The 17,890-nt window shown below is 38.1% G+C and carries 21 protein-coding genes and 1 tRNA gene; 19 read left to right on the forward strand and 3 right to left on the reverse strand.

All coding sequences use genetic code 11. The features are described from left to right. Window positions 1–65: 65 nt before the first annotated feature. From rpsL to CCY97_RS08410, 4 genes are read left to right on the forward strand one after another with little or no spacing between them, the layout of a single operon-like run. Complete coding sequence (rpsL, locus tag CCY97_RS00095; protein WP_112063461.1) at window positions 66–458, forward strand: 30S ribosomal protein S12; 393 nt, start codon at window positions 66–68, stop codon at window positions 456–458. A 20-nt stretch (window positions 459–478) separates the two neighbouring features. Next, window positions 479–946 carry a 30S ribosomal protein S7 gene (rpsG, locus tag CCY97_RS00100; protein WP_112063462.1) on the forward strand — a complete coding sequence of 156 codons (468 nt, stop codon included), beginning with the start codon at window positions 479–481 and terminating at the stop codon, window positions 944–946. Between the two features lie 38 nt (window positions 947–984). After that, a complete protein-coding gene (gene fusA, locus CCY97_RS00105; RefSeq protein WP_112063463.1) occupies window positions 985–3,063 on the forward strand; it encodes an elongation factor G in 2,079 nt (692 codons plus the stop codon). A 28-nt stretch (window positions 3,064–3,091) separates the two neighbouring features. After that, window positions 3,092–4,093, forward strand: coding sequence for a glycosyltransferase (locus CCY97_RS08410; protein WP_258456745.1), 1,002 nt, complete (start codon window positions 3,092–3,094; stop codon window positions 4,091–4,093). 72 nt (window positions 4,094–4,165) lie between these two features. On the opposite strand, the gene CCY97_RS00115 is transcribed toward CCY97_RS08410, so the two are convergent. The 3 genes from CCY97_RS00115 to CCY97_RS00125 form a co-directional block, all read right to left on the reverse strand. Further along, window positions 4,166–4,909 carry a hypothetical protein gene (locus CCY97_RS00115; protein WP_112063464.1) on the reverse strand — a complete coding sequence of 248 codons (744 nt, stop codon included), beginning with the start codon at window positions 4,907–4,909 and terminating at the stop codon, window positions 4,166–4,168. Window positions 4,910–5,161: 252 nt separating this feature from the next. Beyond that, entirely contained in the window at window positions 5,162–6,412 is a 1,251-nt protein-coding gene (locus CCY97_RS00120; protein WP_112063465.1) for a molybdopterin molybdotransferase MoeA, read from the reverse strand. 3 nt (window positions 6,413–6,415) lie between these two features. Beyond that, window positions 6,416–6,829 (reverse strand): transcriptional repressor, encoded by a 414-nt coding sequence (locus CCY97_RS00125; protein WP_112063466.1) that lies wholly within the window; start codon window positions 6,827–6,829, stop codon window positions 6,416–6,418. A gap of 183 nt (window positions 6,830–7,012) precedes the next feature. On the opposite strand from CCY97_RS00125, the gene ffh reads away from it, so the two are divergent. The 15 genes from ffh to CCY97_RS00200 all read left to right on the forward strand — a co-directional run bounded on the left by ffh (window position 7,013) and on the right by CCY97_RS00200 (window position 17,886). Beyond that, window positions 7,013–8,356 (forward strand): signal recognition particle protein, encoded by a 1,344-nt coding sequence (ffh, locus tag CCY97_RS00130; RefSeq protein ID WP_112063467.1) that lies wholly within the window; start codon window positions 7,013–7,015, stop codon window positions 8,354–8,356. Window positions 8,357–8,433: 77 nt separating this feature from the next. Then, the gene (rpsP, locus tag CCY97_RS00135) at window positions 8,434–8,658 is read left to right on the forward strand and encodes a 30S ribosomal protein S16 (protein WP_112063468.1); all 225 of its coding nucleotides are present in this window, start codon (window positions 8,434–8,436) and stop codon (window positions 8,656–8,658) included. A 33-nt stretch (window positions 8,659–8,691) separates the two neighbouring features. Continuing rightward, window positions 8,692–8,946 (forward strand): KH domain-containing protein, encoded by a 255-nt coding sequence (locus tag CCY97_RS00140; RefSeq protein ID WP_112063469.1) that lies wholly within the window; start codon window positions 8,692–8,694, stop codon window positions 8,944–8,946. After that, window positions 8,906–9,550, forward strand: coding sequence for a ribosome maturation factor RimM (gene rimM / locus CCY97_RS00145; protein WP_112063470.1), 645 nt, complete (start codon window positions 8,906–8,908; stop codon window positions 9,548–9,550). Before CCY97_RS00140 ends, rimM begins: the two co-directional genes overlap by 41 nt. Before the next feature lie 174 nt (window positions 9,551–9,724). Then, on the forward strand, window positions 9,725–11,059 hold the full coding sequence (locus CCY97_RS00150; protein WP_112063471.1) for a S41 family peptidase: 1,335 nt from the start codon (window positions 9,725–9,727) through the stop codon (window positions 11,057–11,059). 33 nt (window positions 11,060–11,092) lie between these two features. Next, window positions 11,093–11,809 carry a phosphoribosylaminoimidazolesuccinocarboxamide synthase gene (gene purC / locus CCY97_RS00155; RefSeq protein WP_112063472.1) on the forward strand — a complete coding sequence of 239 codons (717 nt, stop codon included), beginning with the start codon at window positions 11,093–11,095 and terminating at the stop codon, window positions 11,807–11,809. 10 nt (window positions 11,810–11,819) lie between these two features. Beyond that, a complete protein-coding gene (purS, locus tag CCY97_RS00160; protein ID WP_112063473.1) occupies window positions 11,820–12,059 on the forward strand; it encodes a phosphoribosylformylglycinamidine synthase subunit PurS in 240 nt (79 codons plus the stop codon). Between the two features lie 2 nt (window positions 12,060–12,061). Further along, complete coding sequence (purQ, locus tag CCY97_RS00165; RefSeq protein WP_112063474.1) at window positions 12,062–12,742, forward strand: phosphoribosylformylglycinamidine synthase subunit PurQ; 681 nt, start codon at window positions 12,062–12,064, stop codon at window positions 12,740–12,742. Between the two features lie 10 nt (window positions 12,743–12,752). Continuing rightward, window positions 12,753–13,907, forward strand: coding sequence for a hypothetical protein (locus CCY97_RS00170; RefSeq protein ID WP_112063475.1), 1,155 nt, complete (start codon window positions 12,753–12,755; stop codon window positions 13,905–13,907). Beyond that, complete coding sequence (locus CCY97_RS00175) at window positions 13,891–14,589, forward strand: 1-acylglycerol-3-phosphate O-acyltransferase (protein ID WP_112063476.1); 699 nt, start codon at window positions 13,891–13,893, stop codon at window positions 14,587–14,589. The genes CCY97_RS00170 and CCY97_RS00175 overlap by 17 nt, the downstream gene beginning before the upstream one ends. Window positions 14,590–14,635: 46 nt before the next feature. After that, window positions 14,636–14,711 (forward strand) — tRNA-Ala (locus CCY97_RS00180). Window positions 14,712–14,843: 132 nt separating this feature from the next. Further along, entirely contained in the window at window positions 14,844–15,689 is an 846-nt protein-coding gene (locus CCY97_RS00185) for a fumarate hydratase (RefSeq protein WP_112063477.1), read from the forward strand. A gap of 13 nt (window positions 15,690–15,702) precedes the next feature. Further along, window positions 15,703–16,263: a Fe-S-containing hydro-lyase gene (locus CCY97_RS00190; RefSeq protein ID WP_112063478.1), complete on the forward strand. Its 561-nt coding sequence runs from the start codon at window positions 15,703–15,705 to the stop codon at window positions 16,261–16,263. 98 nt (window positions 16,264–16,361) lie between these two features. Continuing rightward, window positions 16,362–17,021, forward strand: a complete 660-nt coding sequence (locus tag CCY97_RS00195) for a CatB-related O-acetyltransferase (protein WP_146744480.1) — start codon at window positions 16,362–16,364, stop codon at window positions 17,019–17,021. Between the two features lie 76 nt (window positions 17,022–17,097). Then, window positions 17,098–17,886, forward strand: a complete 789-nt coding sequence (locus CCY97_RS00200) for a sulfite exporter TauE/SafE family protein (protein ID WP_112063480.1) — start codon at window positions 17,098–17,100, stop codon at window positions 17,884–17,886. The last annotated feature ends 4 nt before the right edge of the window (window positions 17,887–17,890 follow it).

Raw genomic sequence — 17,890 nt, forward strand, 5'->3', positions numbered from 1 at the left:
TCCTTCGGAAAGCTGAATGAAATCTAGAGCCTTGCTAGAGGTAAGTAAAGAGAGGAGGATAATAAGTGCCAACTATTAATCAGCTTATTAGGAAAGAAAGAAAAAAAATTAGCAGAAAGACTAAATCACCGGCGTTGTTAGAGTGTCCACAGAGGCGAGGCGTTTGTACAAGGGTTTATACCACAACTCCTAAGAAGCCTAACTCGGCGCTGAGAAAAGTGGCTAAAGTGAAATTGACATCAAAATTTGAAGTTATAAGTTATATTCCAGGTGAAGGACACAATTTACAAGAACACTCCATAGTACTTGTGCGTGGTGGTCGTGTAAAAGACTTGCCAGGTGTAAAGTACCATATTGTTCGTGGTGCACTTGATACTGCAGGAGTGGCCAAACGCACTGTTTCTCGTAGTAAATATGGCACTAAGAAAGCAAAAGTCGCTGCTGATAAGAAAAAGTAATAGACAATAAGGAACTGACAATGAGAAGAAGAAAAGCACCTGTGAGAGAGATTTTGGGTGACCCTATATATGGTAACAAAGTTGTAACAAAATTTGTCAATAAGATGATGTACGATGGCAAGAAAAGCGTTAGTAAAAAGATAATTTATGCAGCTTTTAATAAAATAGAGGAGAAAAGTGGTGAAAAAGGTATTGATGTATTTGAAAGGGCACTTGACAAAGTAAAACCACTTGTGGAGGTCAGGTCTCGTCGTGTGGGTGGTGCTACTTATCAGGTACCAGTAGAGGTTCGTCATGCTCGTCAACAATCTTTATCGATCCGCTGGATTCTAGAAGCAACTAGAAAGCGCAATGAGCGAACTATGGTTGAGCGATTAGCAAATGAACTTATAGATGCAACTAACGATAGAGGTGCCGCATTTAAGAAAAAAGAAGATGTGCATAAAATGGCAGAAGCAAACAAAGCATTTGCGCATTATCGTTGGTAGTGGTTGATTTGAACTTTTAGACTTTTCAAGGAAGTGTTATGGCAAGAAAAACCCCATTAAATAGAATAAGAAACATAGGAATTGCAGCCCATATTGATGCAGGGAAAACTACCACTTCCGAGAGGATTCTTTTTTACACTGGTGTAAGTCATAAGATTGGTGAAGTTCATGATGGCGCGGCTACAATGGACTGGATGGAGCAAGAGAAAGAGCGCGGGATTACCATTACTTCTGCCGCGACTACTTGTTTTTGGAAAGATTATCAAATAAACCTTATTGACACCCCCGGACACGTGGATTTCACTATCGAGGTTGAACGTTCTATGCGTGTGCTTGATGGCGCTGTAGCAGTGTTTTGTTCCGTTGGTGGTGTGCAGCCACAGAGTGAGACCGTTTGGCGACAAGCAAATAAATATGGCGTGCCAAGAATGGTTTTCGTCAATAAAATGGACAGAATCGGCGCGAATTTCTACAATGTAGAATCCCAAATTAAACAACGTCTTAAAGCTAATCCTATCCCTATTAATATTCCTATTGGGTCAGAGGAGAATTTTAAGGGTGTGATTGATTTGATTCAAATGAAAGCCATCGTATGGAATGATGAATCTATGGGTGCAAAATACGATATAGAGGAGATTCCAGCGGAGCTTGCAGATAAAGCAGCCGAATATAGAGAGAAGCTTTTGGAATCCGTTGCTGAGCAAGATGAAGCGTTAATGGAAAAATATCTTGGTGGCGAGGAATTGAGCATTGAAGAGATTAAAAAAGGTATCAAGTTAGGTTGCTTGAATATGAGTCTTATTCCAATGCTTTGTGGTTCGAGCTTTAAAAATAAGGGTGTGCAGACTTTGCTTGATGCAGTGGTAGATTTTCTCCCTGCGCCAACTGAAGTTGCCGAGATTAAGGGGATTAACCCAAAAGATGAAAGTGAGCTAAGCGTAGAATCTAGTGATAATGGCGCATTTGCAGGACTTGCGTTTAAAATTATGACTGACCCATTTGTTGGACAGCTCACTTTTGTACGCGCCTACCGAGGAAAGCTAGAATCTGGAAGCTATGTACTAAACTCTACAAAAGGCAAAAAAGAGCGTGTTGGACGCTTGCTCAAAATGCACTCTAATAAAAGAGAAGACATCAAAGAGATTTATGCGGGTGAAATTTGTGCATTTGTGGGATTAAAAGAAACGCTCACAGGCGATACACTTTGCGATGAAAAAGCGCCGGTAATTTTGGAACGTATGGAGTTTCCAGAGCCTGTAATTCATATTGCCGTAGAGCCAAAGACAAAGGCTGATCAAGAAAAAATGTCAATCGCACTTGGTAAGCTTGCAGAAGAGGATCCAAGCTTTAGAGTAAGCACGCAAGAAGAGACAGGACAAACGCTCATCGGCGGTATGGGTGAATTGCACCTTGAAATCATTGTGGATAGGTTGAAACGTGAATTTAAAGTAGAAGCAGAGGTTGGACAGCCACAAGTGGCATTCCGCGAAACTATCCGTAGTAGTGTGGAGCAAGAATGTAAATACGCTAAGCAATCTGGTGGGCGTGGGCAATATGGGCATGTGTTTATTAAGCTTGAGCCAAAAGAGCCCGGCACTGGATATGAGTTTGTGAATAATATCAGTGGTGGTGTAATTCCAAAAGAATATATTCCTGCGGTGGATAAAGGTATCCAAGAAGCAATGCAAAGCGGTGTGCTAGCAGGCTATCCGGTTGTGGATTTCAAGGTAACGCTTTATGATGGAAGCTACCATGATGTAGATTCTAGTGAAATGGCGTTTAAAATTGCCGGCTCAATGGCATTTAAAGATGCATGTCGCAAAGCAAATGCGGTGTTGCTTGAGCCGTTGATGAAAGTTGAAGTTGAAGTGCCAGAGGAATATATGGGCGATGTGATAGGTGATCTTAACCGCAGACGCGGACAAATTAACTCAATGGACGACAGAATGGGACTTAAGATTATCAATGCATTTGTGCCTTTGGCTGAAATGTTTGGCTATTCTACGGATTTACGTTCAGCTACACAAGGTCGTGGGACTTATACGATGGAGTTTGACCATTATGGCGAGGTGCCAAATAATATTGCTAAGGAGATTATGGAGAAACGTAGCAGCTAGTTAAATCCGCATTTAAAAAAGCGTTGCTGTGAATCAATCAAAAATTAGCATCGTAACCATTGTTTATAACGATGTCGCGCACATCAAGGAAACAATGGATTCTGTAATCAATCAAAGCTACCCACACATTGAATACATTCTTATTGATGCGGTGAGCACTGATGGCACGCGCGAATATATAGAATCTGTTTTGCGAGAAATTGCGCTAGCTTCTAGTCTTTTGGTATCTGAATATCCACCAAAATCAAGTATTTCAATAATTGATGATTTTAGCAAAGGAGAATTAGAGGATCTCGCGGATTTGGATTCTACGATTTTAGGCAAGTTAGCACCTTTGAGTATCAAATACGACATTCCCAGCTTTTATCTCCAAGGCACACACAAGGACAATCCACATTTCACTTTCAAATTTTTAAGTCAAAAAGATAATGGAATCTATGATGCAATGAATAAAGGCATTGACCTTGTCACTGGGCGATGGTGCAATTTTATGAATTGCGGCGATAGATTTTCTCAAGTAGATGTAATAGAGGAGTTTTTTAATTTTTATAAAAAACATTTAGATACAAGGAAATCAGCCAAGATACTTTATGGTGACGCATCCATAATATATAGCTCTACAGATTCTAAGATTTTGTATTCTAAAACTACCAACCATAAATATCATCATCACTTTCTTCATCAAAGTGCCTTTATAGAAGCTTCTCTTATGAAACATCACAAATACGATACTCACTTTAAAATCGCGGGAGATACAGATTTTTTTACTAAAGCTTACAATAATGGAATAAACTTCTTACACATACCTCTTGTGGTGGCTTGTTTTAATGTAGAAGGTGTGAGTTCATCGCTTTCTTGGAGAATGTTTAAGGAGGATTGCAAGATTGGTTACAAATACAATAGGCTCTATCCTGTATTTTATGCCTTGCGTTATGTTTTTTACATTGTGCCTCGTGTGTGTATCAGAAAACTCATTCCTGCAAGATTTCAAAATAAAGCAAGGGTTTTGTTCGGTAAAAAATATACTTAAAACAAATTCTTTATCTTTGAAAGCATTGGAAAGTAATATGACTTCCCAATGATAAACTTTTTTATTATTTGCTTAAAATACATAGCTCAAAGCTATGTAATACACTTGAAGCTTTGCATTTAGACTTTCTTTACGCTCACTGTATTCAACTCCTGTTGATTGAGAAAGGTATATGTATGGTCCTTTTCTTGCATCTGAGAAACTCTCATAAATCGTAGAAAAAGGTAGCTTTGCACCAACTTCAAAAAACAATTTACCCTCTCTGCCAAGCGAAGTAAAAAGACCAAGATTTGCATAAGGTTGATTCTTTTGGATATTGATTTTATTTGTCCCAAAAGTATGTTCATAACCAACACCTCCTAGAATCCCAAATTTTATGGTTTCTAATCTTAGAAATTCTAAAAGATAATCTGTAGCTATGCCTGCTTGGGAGAAAGTGTATTTTGTTGCTTGGAAATTATCTGCATTGAGCTTTTCATCTACACCAATAGAGATTCCTATTTGAGAGAATGTTCCATAGACTCTTATGCCGTTAAATCTATTAAAAGCATACTGGTAGCCTGCCCTTAATCCCCACATGAAACCTAGTGTTGTTTTTTTATTTGTTATATTGCCATTGCGATCATATTGGCCTGCTGAGGTTCCATTGGGTCCTGATGGACCGGGAAGTGTATTCCATAGATTTGTCCCTTTAAAATCTATAGATTGTAGAGAACTCACTCTATTCACTCCACCACTTACACCAACATACACTCCTGATTCTAATGCGCAAGTTATACTTGCCATAGCCAAAAAACTTACTAATGCTCTTATCATAACTATATCCTTAATTTTGAAAATTTTGACAGCGTCAATTATAGATGAAGCGAAATGGCTTTTGCGTATTTTTGATATATATATATATATATATGCTCATTATGTACGAAAAGTAACAGATTCTTGGTGTTTGGAGTGGGATTACGACAATATAAGCATGACTTTTTATACTAAGTGAATTACTTGCTTAAATCTTGAAAATTTATAGAAGTGGCTGAAACTTCTATGATGAAAAACCAACTGATTTAGGCTTTATTGTGTGTTGATGAAGTTGCAATTTTCTTCAAACTCTGTTTGATCAAAACACAGACATTTTAATTTGCTGCCAGTTTTTATCGCTCCGTAATCATTATCGACTATGACGATGGCATTATTTTCCCAAACATACCTTAAAGCGCTTGATCCAAATTTGCCGTTTCTAAAAACCAAAAATTTCCCATCAATAAGATTCCCCAATAGAATACTTTGTGTTTTTGGCTTCAAAATACACTCTGAATCTGCTAGTGCCTCGTAGGTTTTGAGAAAGTATGATCTTGCACCACTCAAAAACTCCAAAAAACTCAGAATGATTGTATAAATATGCAGCAAACTTGCAAGTGGATTGCCCGGTAAAAGGATAAAAATCTGCTCATTTAAAATAACTACGCTTAAGTGTCTTCCCGGCTTGAGGTTCACACCATCAAACACAATCCGTGCGCCAAGTTGATGAAGTGTACTCTTGATCATATCTGCATCTCCTACACTCGCACCACCTGTAGTGATAATCACATCGTAGTTTGTGGTAGAAAACTTTTGTAGCTGATCTAATAATGTGCTACTTTTATCGGACAAGATTCCATGGTATTGCACATCGTGATGGAATCTTTTAAGAATACTCATAATGCTGATGGCATTAGTATTATAAATTTGGTGAGGCAGTGCGTTCAAGCCAGGTTCTATCACTTCATCACCAGTTGAAAAGAGCGCAATTTTTGGTTTTTTACATACACATAGAGTGTTTAGTCCTTGTGAAGCAATCATTCCAAGATCAAGAGGTTTTAAGCGCTTAAAAGCATCGAGTAATAAAGAATCCTTAGCTATTTCTTCGCCCTGTAAGCGGATATTTTGGTTATGCTTTAAGTCTTGTGGAAGCTTTATTGCACCATTTTCTAGGATTTGTACAAGTTCAATTGGCACAACCGCTTGGGTATTTTTAGGAAGTGGAGAGCCTGTCATGACTTTTTGCACGAAACCTTTTCGTAGCAAAGACTCTTGGGGCTTCTCTCCTGCTAAGGTGCATCCAAGTAGTCTTGTTTCTTTGCCTGCATTATCAAGCAGGGTTGCATAGCCGTCCATAGCAGAGCTATCAAATGGTGGCAAAGGACGAGAAGCTCTTATATCAGCTGCTAATACAAACCCCAGAGAATCAAAAATATTTTTGTGGCTTGTTTGTTGTCTTAGTTTTTCTCTTTTGAATGCACAAGATTCCCAGAGAGAAGTAAAAATCTCATCCAAATTCTTCATTGCTTACATGCTTTCAGAACATTTGGGGCAAATTCCAATCAACACGGCAGAGACATCATAGATTTTGTAACCACTTTTTGTTGCTGTGAGCTTTTCTAGTTTTTTTGTATCAATTTTGAGATCTTCGAGTTTGCCACATTTTTCACATACCACATGGATGTGTTTATCGCATGCAAGCTCATATTTCTGTTTTTGTGTAGGAGCTTTCACTTCGCGTAGAATATTTGCTTCACACAATGTAATGATATTTTTATAGATTGTTGCAAGTGAAATTGATGGATAAAATTCTTTGATTTTTAAATAGATCTCATCAACGTCCATGTGACCGTTTTCCTTGATTTCATTGAGCATAGCGACTCGTTGTGGGGTAACCTTGAGGTTTTTGGCTTTCAAATCCTTTACAAACTGTATGTCCATCTCGAGAATCCATATAAAAAAATTTCTATTCAAGAAATAAAACCGCGTGTATTATATATGAGTGAAAATTAAATTTAGCAAAATTACAAGGAAGTTTCTATACAATCCTGGGCTCCATTATTTTTAAGTAATATCCACCTTAGATATTTTAATCCATACACTTTACTGTAGAGGAGGTTGGAAGTGTTTGATACACTCACGCAGTCATTTAGAAATGTCGCGAATAAAATCCGTTTTAGCGATGATGAGAAGGCGCTCAAAAATGCACTAGATGAACTCAAAAAAATCTTGCTGCGCAATGATGTTTATCATAAAGTTACCAAAGAGATTCTCCAGTTAGTAGAGCGAAAAACCAAGCAACTAGGTATCGGCAAACAAAGCTTTAATAGAGCATTGGAACAAGCTTTACTAGAGATCTTGCAGACCTCAAAATATTATGGCTTTAACTTTTCTCCAGTACCACCCACAATTGTTTTGATGATGGGCTTGCAGGGCAGTGGTAAAACTACCACAACAGCCAAGATTGCAAACTACCTTAAAAACAAAGGCAAGAAGGTGCTAATGGCAGCTTGCGATTTACAGCGATTAGGTGCTGTGGAGCAACTATCTCAGCTTGGTAAAGGTATTGAGGTGGAAGTTTATGCCCCTACATTAGATGGAGAGATCAAAACTGCATTACAAATTGCCCAAGAAGCGAAACAGAAAGCATCAGATGCACATTTTGATGTTCTGCTGATAGATACAGCTGGGCGATTGGGGATTGATGAGACGCTTATGAATGAATTACAAATAATAAAGGAAGCGATAAACCCTTATGAATGCTTTTATGTAGCAGATTCTCTTAGTGGTCAAGATGGTGTTAAGTCTGCTATGCAATTTGATGAAAAAATTGGCATTACAGGAGTTGTGCTTTCAAAATTTGATAGTGATTCAAAAGGTGGTATTGCTCTTAGCGTAGCGTATCAGATCGGTGTGCCACTGCGTTTTATTGGAAACGGTGAGAAGGTGGCTGATTTAGATATATTTTTGCCAGAGCGTATTGTTTCACGACTTATGGGAGCAGGGGATATAGCATCTATTGTGGAAAAAACTGCAAGTGTGATTGATGAAAAAGAAGCAAAAAATATTGCCAAGAAGCTTAAAAAAGGACAGTTTGGTTTTGAAGATTTTCTTGCCCAAATAGAAAATATGAAAAAATTAGGCTCAATGAGTTCAATAGTATCGATGATTCCAGGACTTGGCAATATGGCTGGGGCATTAAAAAATATGGATTTAGAAAATTCAAGTGAAATTAAAAATATCCGTGCAATGGTGAATTCTATGACGCCAAAAGAGAGAGCTAACCCTGATATTTTGAATGGCTCTCGTCGCAAAAGAATCGCACAAGGGAGCGGACTTGACGTAGCAACTATCAATCGTATAATCAAACAATTTGAGAATGCTTCAAGAATGGCGAAAAAAATAAGTCAAAAAGGTGGCATCCAAGATTTTATGAATATGTTAGGGAATGCACGTTTCCCTAGATAATAAACATCTTTTAAGCAAAACACTTTTATAATGCGCCCCTATCTCTGTACTGATTATTTCTCAAGGAGTTTCAAAATATGACTGTGGTTCGTTTGACAAAAATGGGACGAAAGAAAAAGCCTTTTTATCGCATTGTGGTTACAGATTCTCGTAAAAAACGCGATGGTGGTTGGATAGAGGCGATAGGCTATTATAATCCCTTGACAAATCCTGCGATTGTACAATTCAATAAAGAGCGTTTAGAATACTGGAAAAGTGTAGGCGCAAAGATGAGTGATCGCGTGAGTAAGCTTACACAATAGATTTTTTCTTATGAATGTAAGACAAATCAAATTATGATAGAAAAATTTATTGAAAAGTATGCAAAGAAAATTGTTACTCGACCTCAGTGTGTCAGTGTCCAAAGTCAGACGGGTACGGATCCTAGAGGCAATAAACTTAAAGAAATTTCAGTTCTTGCGCATCCAAATGATGTGGGACGTTTGATTGGCAAAGAAGGCAAGATGATAGGATCGTTGAAAGTTCTTATCTCTGGTGCAAAAGCAAAAAATGGCCAAAACTATAAGATCGTTATCTACTCTGCAGAATAGTAATTTACTCGTTGTCGGCAAATTTGGACGTAGTGTGGGAGTTGATGGCACATTGCGTCTGTTTTTACAAACTGATTTTCCACAAAGTATTAAAAGGGGTGTTAAGTTAAAGAGCGATAGCCCTTTGTATCCAAATTTGGAAGTGAGTTATTTTATGTTTCCAAAAGATGAAAGTAGCCACTCAAATTCAAAAGCATTGGTTAGATTTGTTGGAATTGATTCTAAAGATAGTGCCGATCAATTAACGAATTTTTTACTTTTTAATACGATACAAGCCACCAGAGAAAACTGCAAGCTTGATGATGGAGAGTTTTTTTGGTTTGATATCGTGGGTTGTAAAATATTTGAGGATAATGTCGTATTAGGTGAAGTGGTTGAGATTGAGCGTATAGGTAATATTGACTATCTCCATATTGCAACAGACAGAAATCTTATATCTTTGTCAAATCCAAATTCTGTCATACAGGAGGAACTGGGTATAAGAAACAGGAAGATTCGTAAAAGTTTTTTGTTGCCCTATATTAAGGCTTATATTGTTGGTGTTTCTCTTAGGCAAAAAAGCATTCTTGTAAATGGTGGTTTGGCAATTTTATTAGAATCTTAAGCATATTGATGCTCTATACAATTTTTAGTTGTTCTCATAATTTTTTGTGTCTCTTTTGTGAGAGATAAATTCTATTTCTCATTGGGGGAATGTGTCTCTTGTAAAATAGCGATTTTTTGGTAGAATCCCGTGCTTTTCGCGTAAATTTCTAAACTCACCAAAGGCTCTCACAACATGTTTTATCGAATATTTTTTAGCAAAGTAATATGTGTGTTTTTATTTTTTATTTTTTGTGGAATTTTTCTTAGTTTATCAGCTGCTGAGGATAAGGAGCAAAATAGACTCGATGCTTATAAAAAATTACGCAAAGTCATTAGCGCAATTGAAGAAAATTATGTTGATGAAATTAAAATTGATGAGATTGTAGATAAAGCAATTGATGGGCTTTTGAATAATCTTGATGCACATTCTTCGTATCTAGATAAAAAAAAGTTTGAGGATATTAGGAGACAGACAGAAGGTGAATTTGGAGGCATTGGCCTATCGCTTGATATGAAAGATGGAGCGCTCCATGTTGTTGCTCCGATTGATAATACTCCGGCATACAAAGCAGGAATTAAGAGTGGGGATATTATTCTCAAAATAAACAATGAAAGCACTCTTGGAATGCCTATTGATACTGCAGTTAATCTTATGCGTGGTAAGCCAAAAACAAAATTAGAACTTACAATTGTGCGTTCAGGGGAATTGAAGCCTTTAGTATTCCAGCTTACTCGTGATATTATCCGTGTAGAGTCTGTCAAAGTAAGAAAGATCGAAGATAGTTCTTATGCCTATGTGCGTGTGACTTCTTTTGATAAAAATGTTACCTTGGATGTAAGAAATGGATTGAAAGCACTTGGTAAATTTGATGGTATTGTTCTTGATTTGCGTTCAAATCCCGGAGGCCTACTTAATCAGGCAGTTGATCTTTCAAAATTGTTTATCAAAACCGGCATTATCGTCTCACAAAAATCTCGTAATAAAAACGAAAATGTCGATTACAAAGCATCAGCAAATGCACCTTATGCTGATACACCCCTTGTGGTTCTTGTAAATGGAGGAAGTGCTAGTGCCAGTGAGATTGTTGCTGGAGCATTACAAGATCATAAGCGAGCTATTTTGATCGGAGAACCTACTTTTGGCAAGGGAAGCGTGCAGATGGTAATAGGTCTTGAGAATAATGAAGCTATTAAGCTTACTATTGCCAAATATTATCTTCCAAGTGGCAGGACTATCCAAGCTGTTGGAGTACAGCCTGATATTTTGGTGCATCCTGGAGTTGTGCCACAAGCAGAAGATGCAATCTCTATCAAAGAAGCAGATTTAAAACGCCATTTACGAGGTGAATTAGAAAAGACAGAAAAATCAACCCCAGAAAAACCAACAAAAGAAAAGTCAAGTAATGATAAAAATTCAACACAAAAAGACAAACCAATCACCAAAGATGATATTTATAAGGATATTCAGCTTAAAACAGCCATTGATATTCTTAAAGCCTGGAATGTCTTTGCGCCACATAAAAACTGAATTCCTTTGTAGGATGTGAGGAGTTGTAAAGAAATGCAAAAAGGTGTAATGCTCTATGAAGGTAAGGCAAAAAGACTATTTGCCACAGATAATGGATGCCAAGTCATCGCTGAATTCAAAGATGACTTGACTGCATTTAATGCAGAGAAAAAAGGAAGCGAGCAGGGGAAGGGAGAGTTGAATTGTCGTATTAGCAGCGAGCTTTTTACTCTTTTGCAAACTCATGGTGTTGCTACACATTTTTTATCCTGTCTTGATTCTACGCATATGCTCTGCAAAAAGGTCTCTATCATTCCAATAGAGGTTGTTACACGTAATGTCGCTACTGGATCGCTTACAAAACGACTAGGCATTAGCGAAGGCAGAGAGTTGCCATTCGCGCTTGTAGAGTTTTATTACAAAGATGATTCATTAGGTGATCCTTTGATTAATGATGAGCATTGCAAGATTTTGGATATAACGCAAAATCAAGATGAATTAGAGTTTTTAAAAATGCAAGCTCGTAAGATCAACACTATTCTTAAAGAATTTTTTCTAGAAAGAAATTTGAGACTGATTGATTTCAAGCTTGAGTTTGGGAAAGATGAAAATGGAGAGATTATCTTAGCTGATGAAATAAGTCCAGATAGTTGCAGATTCTGGGATAAAGAAACAAATCAAAAACTTGATAAAGATAGATTTCGGCAGAATTTGGGTGATGTGAGCGTTGCTTATCAGGAAGTTTTAAGACGCGTTTTAAGTAAGCAATAAGGACAAATTGATGCAAGTAAAGGCGATTGTAAGTCTAAAAGATGGAGTTCTTGATCCTCAAGCCAAGGCCATCTATCACGCACTCCATTCATGTGGCTTTAGTATGCTGAAAGACATTAAACTTGCAAGAGAGATTACTTTAGAGCTTGATACAGATGATGAGGCAACAGCCTTGCGGATAGTTGATGAGATGTGTAAGGAATTATTGGCAAATTTGGTGATTGAAGATTATCGGGTACAAAGACCTTAGTTATGAGTGTTGCTATTTTGCAATTTCCGGGCACTAATTGCGAGAAAGATATGCAGTATGCCTATAATTTTTTGGGTATTGCAAGTGAGGTTATTTGGCATAAACAAGAATCTTTACCTTTAGATTGTGCGTTAGTAGTGGTTCCTGGTGGATTTAGCTATGGTGATTATTTGCGTAGTGGAGCCATTGCTAGATACTCCCCCATTATGCGTGCGGTAACAGAGTTTGCTAGAAATGGCGGTTTTGTACTTGGTATTTGCAATGGATTCCAAATCCTATGTGAATCTGGTCTTTTGCCAGGTGCTTTAAAACGTAATGTGGGATTACATTTTATCAGTCGGCTTGAGTCTTTGCGTGTAGTTGCTACTGATAATGCCTTTTTACAAGATTATGTGCCAAATAGTCTTGTTTATTTGCCTATAGCTCATGCTGATGGAAGCTACTTTATTGAAGATTATCTCCTTGATGAATTGGAGCATAACCATCAGATTCTTTTGCGTTATGAAACTAATCCTAATGGTTCTATTTCCTCCATTGCCGGAATATGCAACCAATCAAAAAATATTTTTGGCCTTATGCCTCATCCTGAGCGAGCTATAGAATCTCTATTAGGCAGCACAGATGGACTAAAGATGTTAGATTCAATTTATAAAAACGCCTTAAAGCACAAGCAGATTAGGTAGTGATAGCTAGATGAAACATTATGCAAGTGTCTTTGCACAGGTTTTTTTTTGTATTTTCCTTAGTATATGGACAATTTTTTCTTATCTTAACGCTCAAGATTCACAAGATGACCAAGAGGAATTGCGACCAAAGATTATCTATCTCAAAGCCACTGCATTCCCCCAAAACGAAACAATCTATACAGGACAAGAGATAAAAGTAAGCTATGAAGTTTCGCTCTTTGCCGGTGCGCATTTCATAGGCGCGAGTTTTGAAAAGATTGATACTGACAAGATCGAGCTCAAAAATAAAAATGCCCAGTGGAAAAATGTAGAACAAGATAAATTCCAAATAACATATGTTTTTAAGATAAAGCAGGAATACGCGGTAATCCCATCATTACATGCGGAGGCTCTAAATATTGATGGGGCTTATGAGGAGAGTGCGAGTGTTGGAGAGATTGCTATTAGTGCGCTTAATCTCAGTACAAATCCGCGTTATATTGGTGTCTTGGGCACAGACTTTAAGATCTTGCATTACAAAAGTAAAACCTATGACGACAGCAATAATATTGTGATTTTTGAGTTTGAAATCAGAAGCCAAAATGTGCGTGATATGAAATTACAAAACGTCAAAAATCAAGGTTTTGAGGAAATAAAATACAATGATGATAAAGCTCGAGCAATCTATTATGCGGTTTTACCAAAAGTTGCGCGTGAATTGAGTTTTGATTATTTTGATCTCGAGTTGTCGCGTTTTGAAAGTGTGCAGATTCCTGTTATAGTAAGTGCAGATTCTTTGAATATGCAGAGCGATCTCAGGCCCAAAACCACCTCTACGCTTTTTAAGTTTGTTTTTCTGGGTTTGGGCGTAGTATTTTTCTGTGGACTTTTTCTTTGGAAAAAAAGCAAACTTGCTCTTATTATAGCTGCTGTGCTTGTGGGAACTATCATATATAATTTCACGCTTAATAGTTCTGAGGCAGTATTAAAGAGTGGGGCGCATCTCAGTATCTTGCCTATGAATCAATCAACGATTGTAAGAATTATCGAATCTGATATACCTGTAGAGATTATGGATTCTCGTCAGGTGATTATTGATGGTAATTTAGTGATGTTTTATAAGGTGCTTATTGGAGATTCCCAAATAGGTTGGGTAAGGAGTGAGTATGTTAGCAAAGATTAGAGGTCTATTTGCCACCCTTTGCATCATCGTGTATCTGCCAATTATTATTTTGCAAATTTATTTCACGCGACATAAGCAAAATGGCAGAAAAGCTCGATTGCAATGTGGATGGTTTTTTACACTCAATGGATTCCATGTGGAGCGTATAGGAGAATTTGATACAAGTGCGCAGCTTATTATCCTAAATCACCAAAGTGTGAGTGATATTATGTTTTTAGAAGGATTTCATCCTAGCAATATTTGTTGGGTGGCAAAAAAGCAACTAGGCGAGATTCCTTTGTACGGTTACGCATTGACATTGCCAGAGATGATATTAATAGACAGAGAAGATAAAGCAGGCATTGTTTTTCTTTTGAAAAGTGCCAAAGAAAAACTTGCGCAAAATCGACCTATTGTGATCTTTCCGGAAGGCACACGAGGTAAGGGTGAAGAAGAATTACTACCCTTTAAACCCGGTGCCAAGGTGCTTGCTGAAAAATTAAAGCTCAAAATCCAACCAATACTTATTATCAACTCGCGCAAAATGTATGATACTGCCCCTGTTGCATCAAATACCAACAAGGCTCGTATCGTGATGCTGCAAGCATTTATCCCAGATTTTAGCAATCCAAATTGGTATGCAGAGCTTGAATCTTTAATGACACAAACCTACCAAGCGCACTATGCCCAGTGCAATCCTTAAGGCGACAAACAGCTTTTAACCGGTACAATCGCTTATTCTCTAAACAGGGGTGTTAGCTCAGTTGGGAGAGCGCAACGCTGGCAGCGTTGAGGTCAGGGGTTCGACCCCCCTACACTCCACCATTACTTCTAAGATTCAAGACATAAACCCAGTTACACAATGTTTTTTTAAATCCCATTTATAAAAAATGTTTAAACAATATAATTTTATGTGTGTAATCATATGTTTTTTCAAACTTAAAGGAGGATCTGCAAATGAGAGAAGTGAGTTGTCAAGAGATAAGTGATTGTGTAGGAAAGCTTGCTATACAAGCTTGTTGTGTGCAGACAGATGATATCAAGCATGCTTTTAGGAAAGCTAGGAGTACAGAAGTATCGATCCTTGGGCAAAATATACTTGATACTCTTATAGAAAATGGCAAAATCGCAGAATCCAATATGATGCCAATTTGTCAAGATACGGGTATGCTCGTAGTTTTTGTCGAAGTTGGACAAGAGGTGCATATCATAGGTGGTTATCTCGAAGATGCTATCAATGATGGTGTGAAAAAGGGCTACACAGAGGGCTATTTGCGTAAATCTGTCGTAGAAGAACCGCTTTTTGAGCGTAAAAATACAACAAACAATGCTCCAGCGGTTATACATACGCGTATTGTCAGGGGTGATAAGATTCGTATCCAAGTAGCACCTAAAGGTTTTGGGAGCGAAAACAAAAGTGTTCTTAAAATGCTAGTTCCAGCTGATGGAATCGAGGGTGTCAAAAAAGTTTTTCTAGAAGCAGTCAAGCTTGCAGGGCCAAACGCTTGTCCGCCGATGGTGATAGGCGTAGGTATTGGAGGGACTATGGAGAAAGCTGCGCTTTTGGCTAAGATTGCCGCTGTACGCGAGACAGATTCTAAAAACCCAGATTCGCGTTATGCCAAGCTCGAGGATGAGTTGTTGGAATTAGCAAATGCCACGGGTGTAGGACCACAGGGCTTAGGTGGAGTAACCACGGCATTTAAAGTCAATGTAGAATGGTATCCCACTCATATCGCAGGGCTTCCTGTAGCCATTAATATAAATTGCCATGCCGCAAGACATTGCGATGCAGAGCTTTGAAAAGGAGTAATCTATGAGTAATCAGATAAAAAAGATTACCGCACCATTTGACAAAGAAGTGGCTAAAAGCCTAAAGGCTGGAGAATCTGTGCTAATTAGCGGCACTATTCTTGTCGCAAGAGATGCCGCACACAAAGCTCTGAGCGAGCTTTTGGATAAAGGCGAAAAACTACCTGTGGATTTGAATGGAGAGACAATCTATTATCTAGGACCAAGCCCTGCAAAGCCAGGTAATGCGATTGGCTCTGCTGGACCTACGACAAGTGGGAGGATGGATAAATACACACCCGCTATTATCCAACAAGGCATTAGCGGTATGATAGGCAAAGGCTACCGTTCAAAAGAAGTGGTAGATTCTATGGTTAAAAACGATGTGGTATATATGGTAGCAGTAGGTGGTGCTGCTGCACTTATTTCCAAGACGATCAAAAAATACGAAGTGCTTGCCTTTGCAGAGCTAGGACCTGAGGCAATCGCCCGCATTACTATAGAGGATTTTCCCGCTATCGTGGCTATTGATACACAGGGCAATAATTTTTATGAAGTAGGGCAGAAGCCCTACCAGAAAATTTAAATCTAAAGAGAATAGCTAATGAGAAATGAGCTCATAAAGCATGGTTTCATAGCAAATGGCTCATTTAGTGTACTAAACGTCATTTACGAACAGCCCTTTTGCGTATACAACAATGTATCGTTGTTAAATACTGTGGGGGGGGGTATAGCTATATCAGTTTTAATAGTATCTTACAGAATGTAAGAATTGCAAGATATTGTTCTATCGGACATAATGTACAAATCGGCCTTGCCAGGCACGATCCAAGCTGGGTGGTGATGTCGCATTTATTTCACTTTACTTCTCTTAGCTCTTATCAATTCAATCACAATATAGTAAGTGCCATAGATTTGAATGATTCGATGCCTTCATTATGTGATATAGAATCTGGTGTATGGATAGGTGCAAATGTCCTTATACCCGCTAGCATGCCTCTAAAAATTGGCAGAGGCGCTATAATAGCTGCTGGAAGTGTGGTGACAAAAGATATCCCGCCTTATGCGATAGTTGCCGGAAATCCTGCTAGGATCAAGAAAATGCGCTTTAGCGATGAGTTGTGTTCTGATATAGACAGCACGCAGTGGTGGGAGTATGATTTGAATGAAGCTGCTTTGCATATCAAAGACTTTCAGAGGCATGTTGATGTGTCAAACGCCAATAACTTCATAACATTCATAAAATCCTCAATCCTGCAACAATTCAGATTCCAAAGCATTTGGCGTGAAATCAATACAACAGCAAATGGTGTTGAAATCTCACATTTAAACAGCCAATCTTAAAAACCCTAACCAGCTCAAATATGCTAGACTTCAGCGAATTAGAAATAATTCTAAAAACTTTATGAAGGCACAGGGCATGCAAGATTCTCAGCTCGTGGATTTTCTGCAGGATTACGACATTATCTTTGGCGTACTTGGATTTATTAGTGGTATTGCGGCTGGATTTTTCGGTATTGGTGGTGGCGTAATTATTGTGCCTTGCTTGCTATTTTTAGGTATGAGTATGGAGTACGCTATTGGAATCTCGATTATGCAGATGATGTTTTCGTCTGTTTTTGGGACTTTGCTCAATCTCATACGCAAAAATCTTGATATAAAAATTGGTATTTTTGTAGGTATTGGTGGGCTCATTGGTGCTAGTTTCAGCGGATTTATCGTTTTGCTTCTGCCCTCAAAACTCTTGCTTGGACTTTTTATAGCCCTTACACTCTTTAGTCTTAAAAAATATGTTTTTAATACCAAAACCACAGCCAACCCAAATCCACCAATCACCAATCCAAACGCCCAAAAACTTGTAATGCTTGCGATAGGGACAATCACAGGAATATTTGCCATCAGCCTTGGAATCGGTGGTGGGCTTATCATAGGTCCATTGCTTGCATATTTTTTGGGAATAGATTCTAAAAAAGCCGTGCCAATCGCGCTGCTTTTTATTATCTTTGCTTCAATTTCTGGTTTTTTCTCACTCTATTCTTGCAATCTCATTGATATTCATAAGGGGTTTGTTATAGGAATCTTTGCATTTTTAGGTGTGGTGGTTGGCATAAAGATTTTGGATTTAGTAAGCCTTGCAAATCATCGTTACGCGTTGATTGTCATCTATCTTTTTTCACTTTGTGCAAGTGGATACAAATTTTTCTTTTGATCGA

It is taken from the genome of Helicobacter sp. 10-6591 (assembly GCF_003288805.1).
Taxonomy (GTDB): Bacteria; Campylobacterota; Campylobacteria; order Campylobacterales; family Helicobacteraceae; genus Helicobacter_F.

What these genes read in the sequence shown, in the direction of transcription:
- purS (WP_112063473.1), top strand. Translation starts at nt 11,820, where the DNA reads ATGCAAGTAAAGGCGATTGTAAGTCTAAAAGATGGAGTTCTTGATCCT.
- CCY97_RS00185 (WP_112063477.1), top strand. Translation starts at nt 14,844, where the DNA reads ATGAGAGAAGTGAGTTGTCAAGAGATAAGTGATTGTGTAGGAAAGCTT.
- CCY97_RS00140 (WP_112063469.1), top strand. Translation starts at nt 8,692, where the DNA reads ATGATAGAAAAATTTATTGAAAAGTATGCAAAGAAAATTGTTACTCGA.
- CCY97_RS00200 (WP_112063480.1), top strand. Translation starts at nt 17,098, where the DNA reads ATGCAAGATTCTCAGCTCGTGGATTTTCTGCAGGATTACGACATTATC.
- purQ (WP_112063474.1), top strand. Translation starts at nt 12,062, where the DNA reads ATGAGTGTTGCTATTTTGCAATTTCCGGGCACTAATTGCGAGAAAGAT.
- CCY97_RS00125 (WP_112063466.1), bottom strand. Translation starts at nt 6,829, where the DNA reads ATGGACATACAGTTTGTAAAGGATTTGAAAGCCAAAAACCTCAAGGTT.
- rimM (WP_112063470.1), top strand. Translation starts at nt 8,906, where the DNA reads ATGGCCAAAACTATAAGATCGTTATCTACTCTGCAGAATAGTAATTTA.
- CCY97_RS00175 (WP_112063476.1), top strand. Translation starts at nt 13,891, where the DNA reads ATGTTAGCAAAGATTAGAGGTCTATTTGCCACCCTTTGCATCATCGTG.
- CCY97_RS00190 (WP_112063478.1), top strand. Translation starts at nt 15,703, where the DNA reads ATGAGTAATCAGATAAAAAAGATTACCGCACCATTTGACAAAGAAGTG.
- fusA (WP_112063463.1), top strand. Translation starts at nt 985, where the DNA reads ATGGCAAGAAAAACCCCATTAAATAGAATAAGAAACATAGGAATTGCA.
- rpsG (WP_112063462.1), top strand. Translation starts at nt 479, where the DNA reads ATGAGAAGAAGAAAAGCACCTGTGAGAGAGATTTTGGGTGACCCTATA.
- CCY97_RS00170 (WP_112063475.1), top strand. Translation starts at nt 12,753, where the DNA reads ATGAAACATTATGCAAGTGTCTTTGCACAGGTTTTTTTTTGTATTTTC.
- CCY97_RS00150 (WP_112063471.1), top strand. Translation starts at nt 9,725, where the DNA reads ATGTTTTATCGAATATTTTTTAGCAAAGTAATATGTGTGTTTTTATTT.
- CCY97_RS00120 (WP_112063465.1), bottom strand. Translation starts at nt 6,412, where the DNA reads ATGAAGAATTTGGATGAGATTTTTACTTCTCTCTGGGAATCTTGTGCA.
- rpsP (WP_112063468.1), top strand. Translation starts at nt 8,434, where the DNA reads ATGACTGTGGTTCGTTTGACAAAAATGGGACGAAAGAAAAAGCCTTTT.
- purC (WP_112063472.1), top strand. Translation starts at nt 11,093, where the DNA reads ATGCAAAAAGGTGTAATGCTCTATGAAGGTAAGGCAAAAAGACTATTT.
- CCY97_RS00115 (WP_112063464.1), bottom strand. Translation starts at nt 4,909, where the DNA reads ATGATAAGAGCATTAGTAAGTTTTTTGGCTATGGCAAGTATAACTTGC.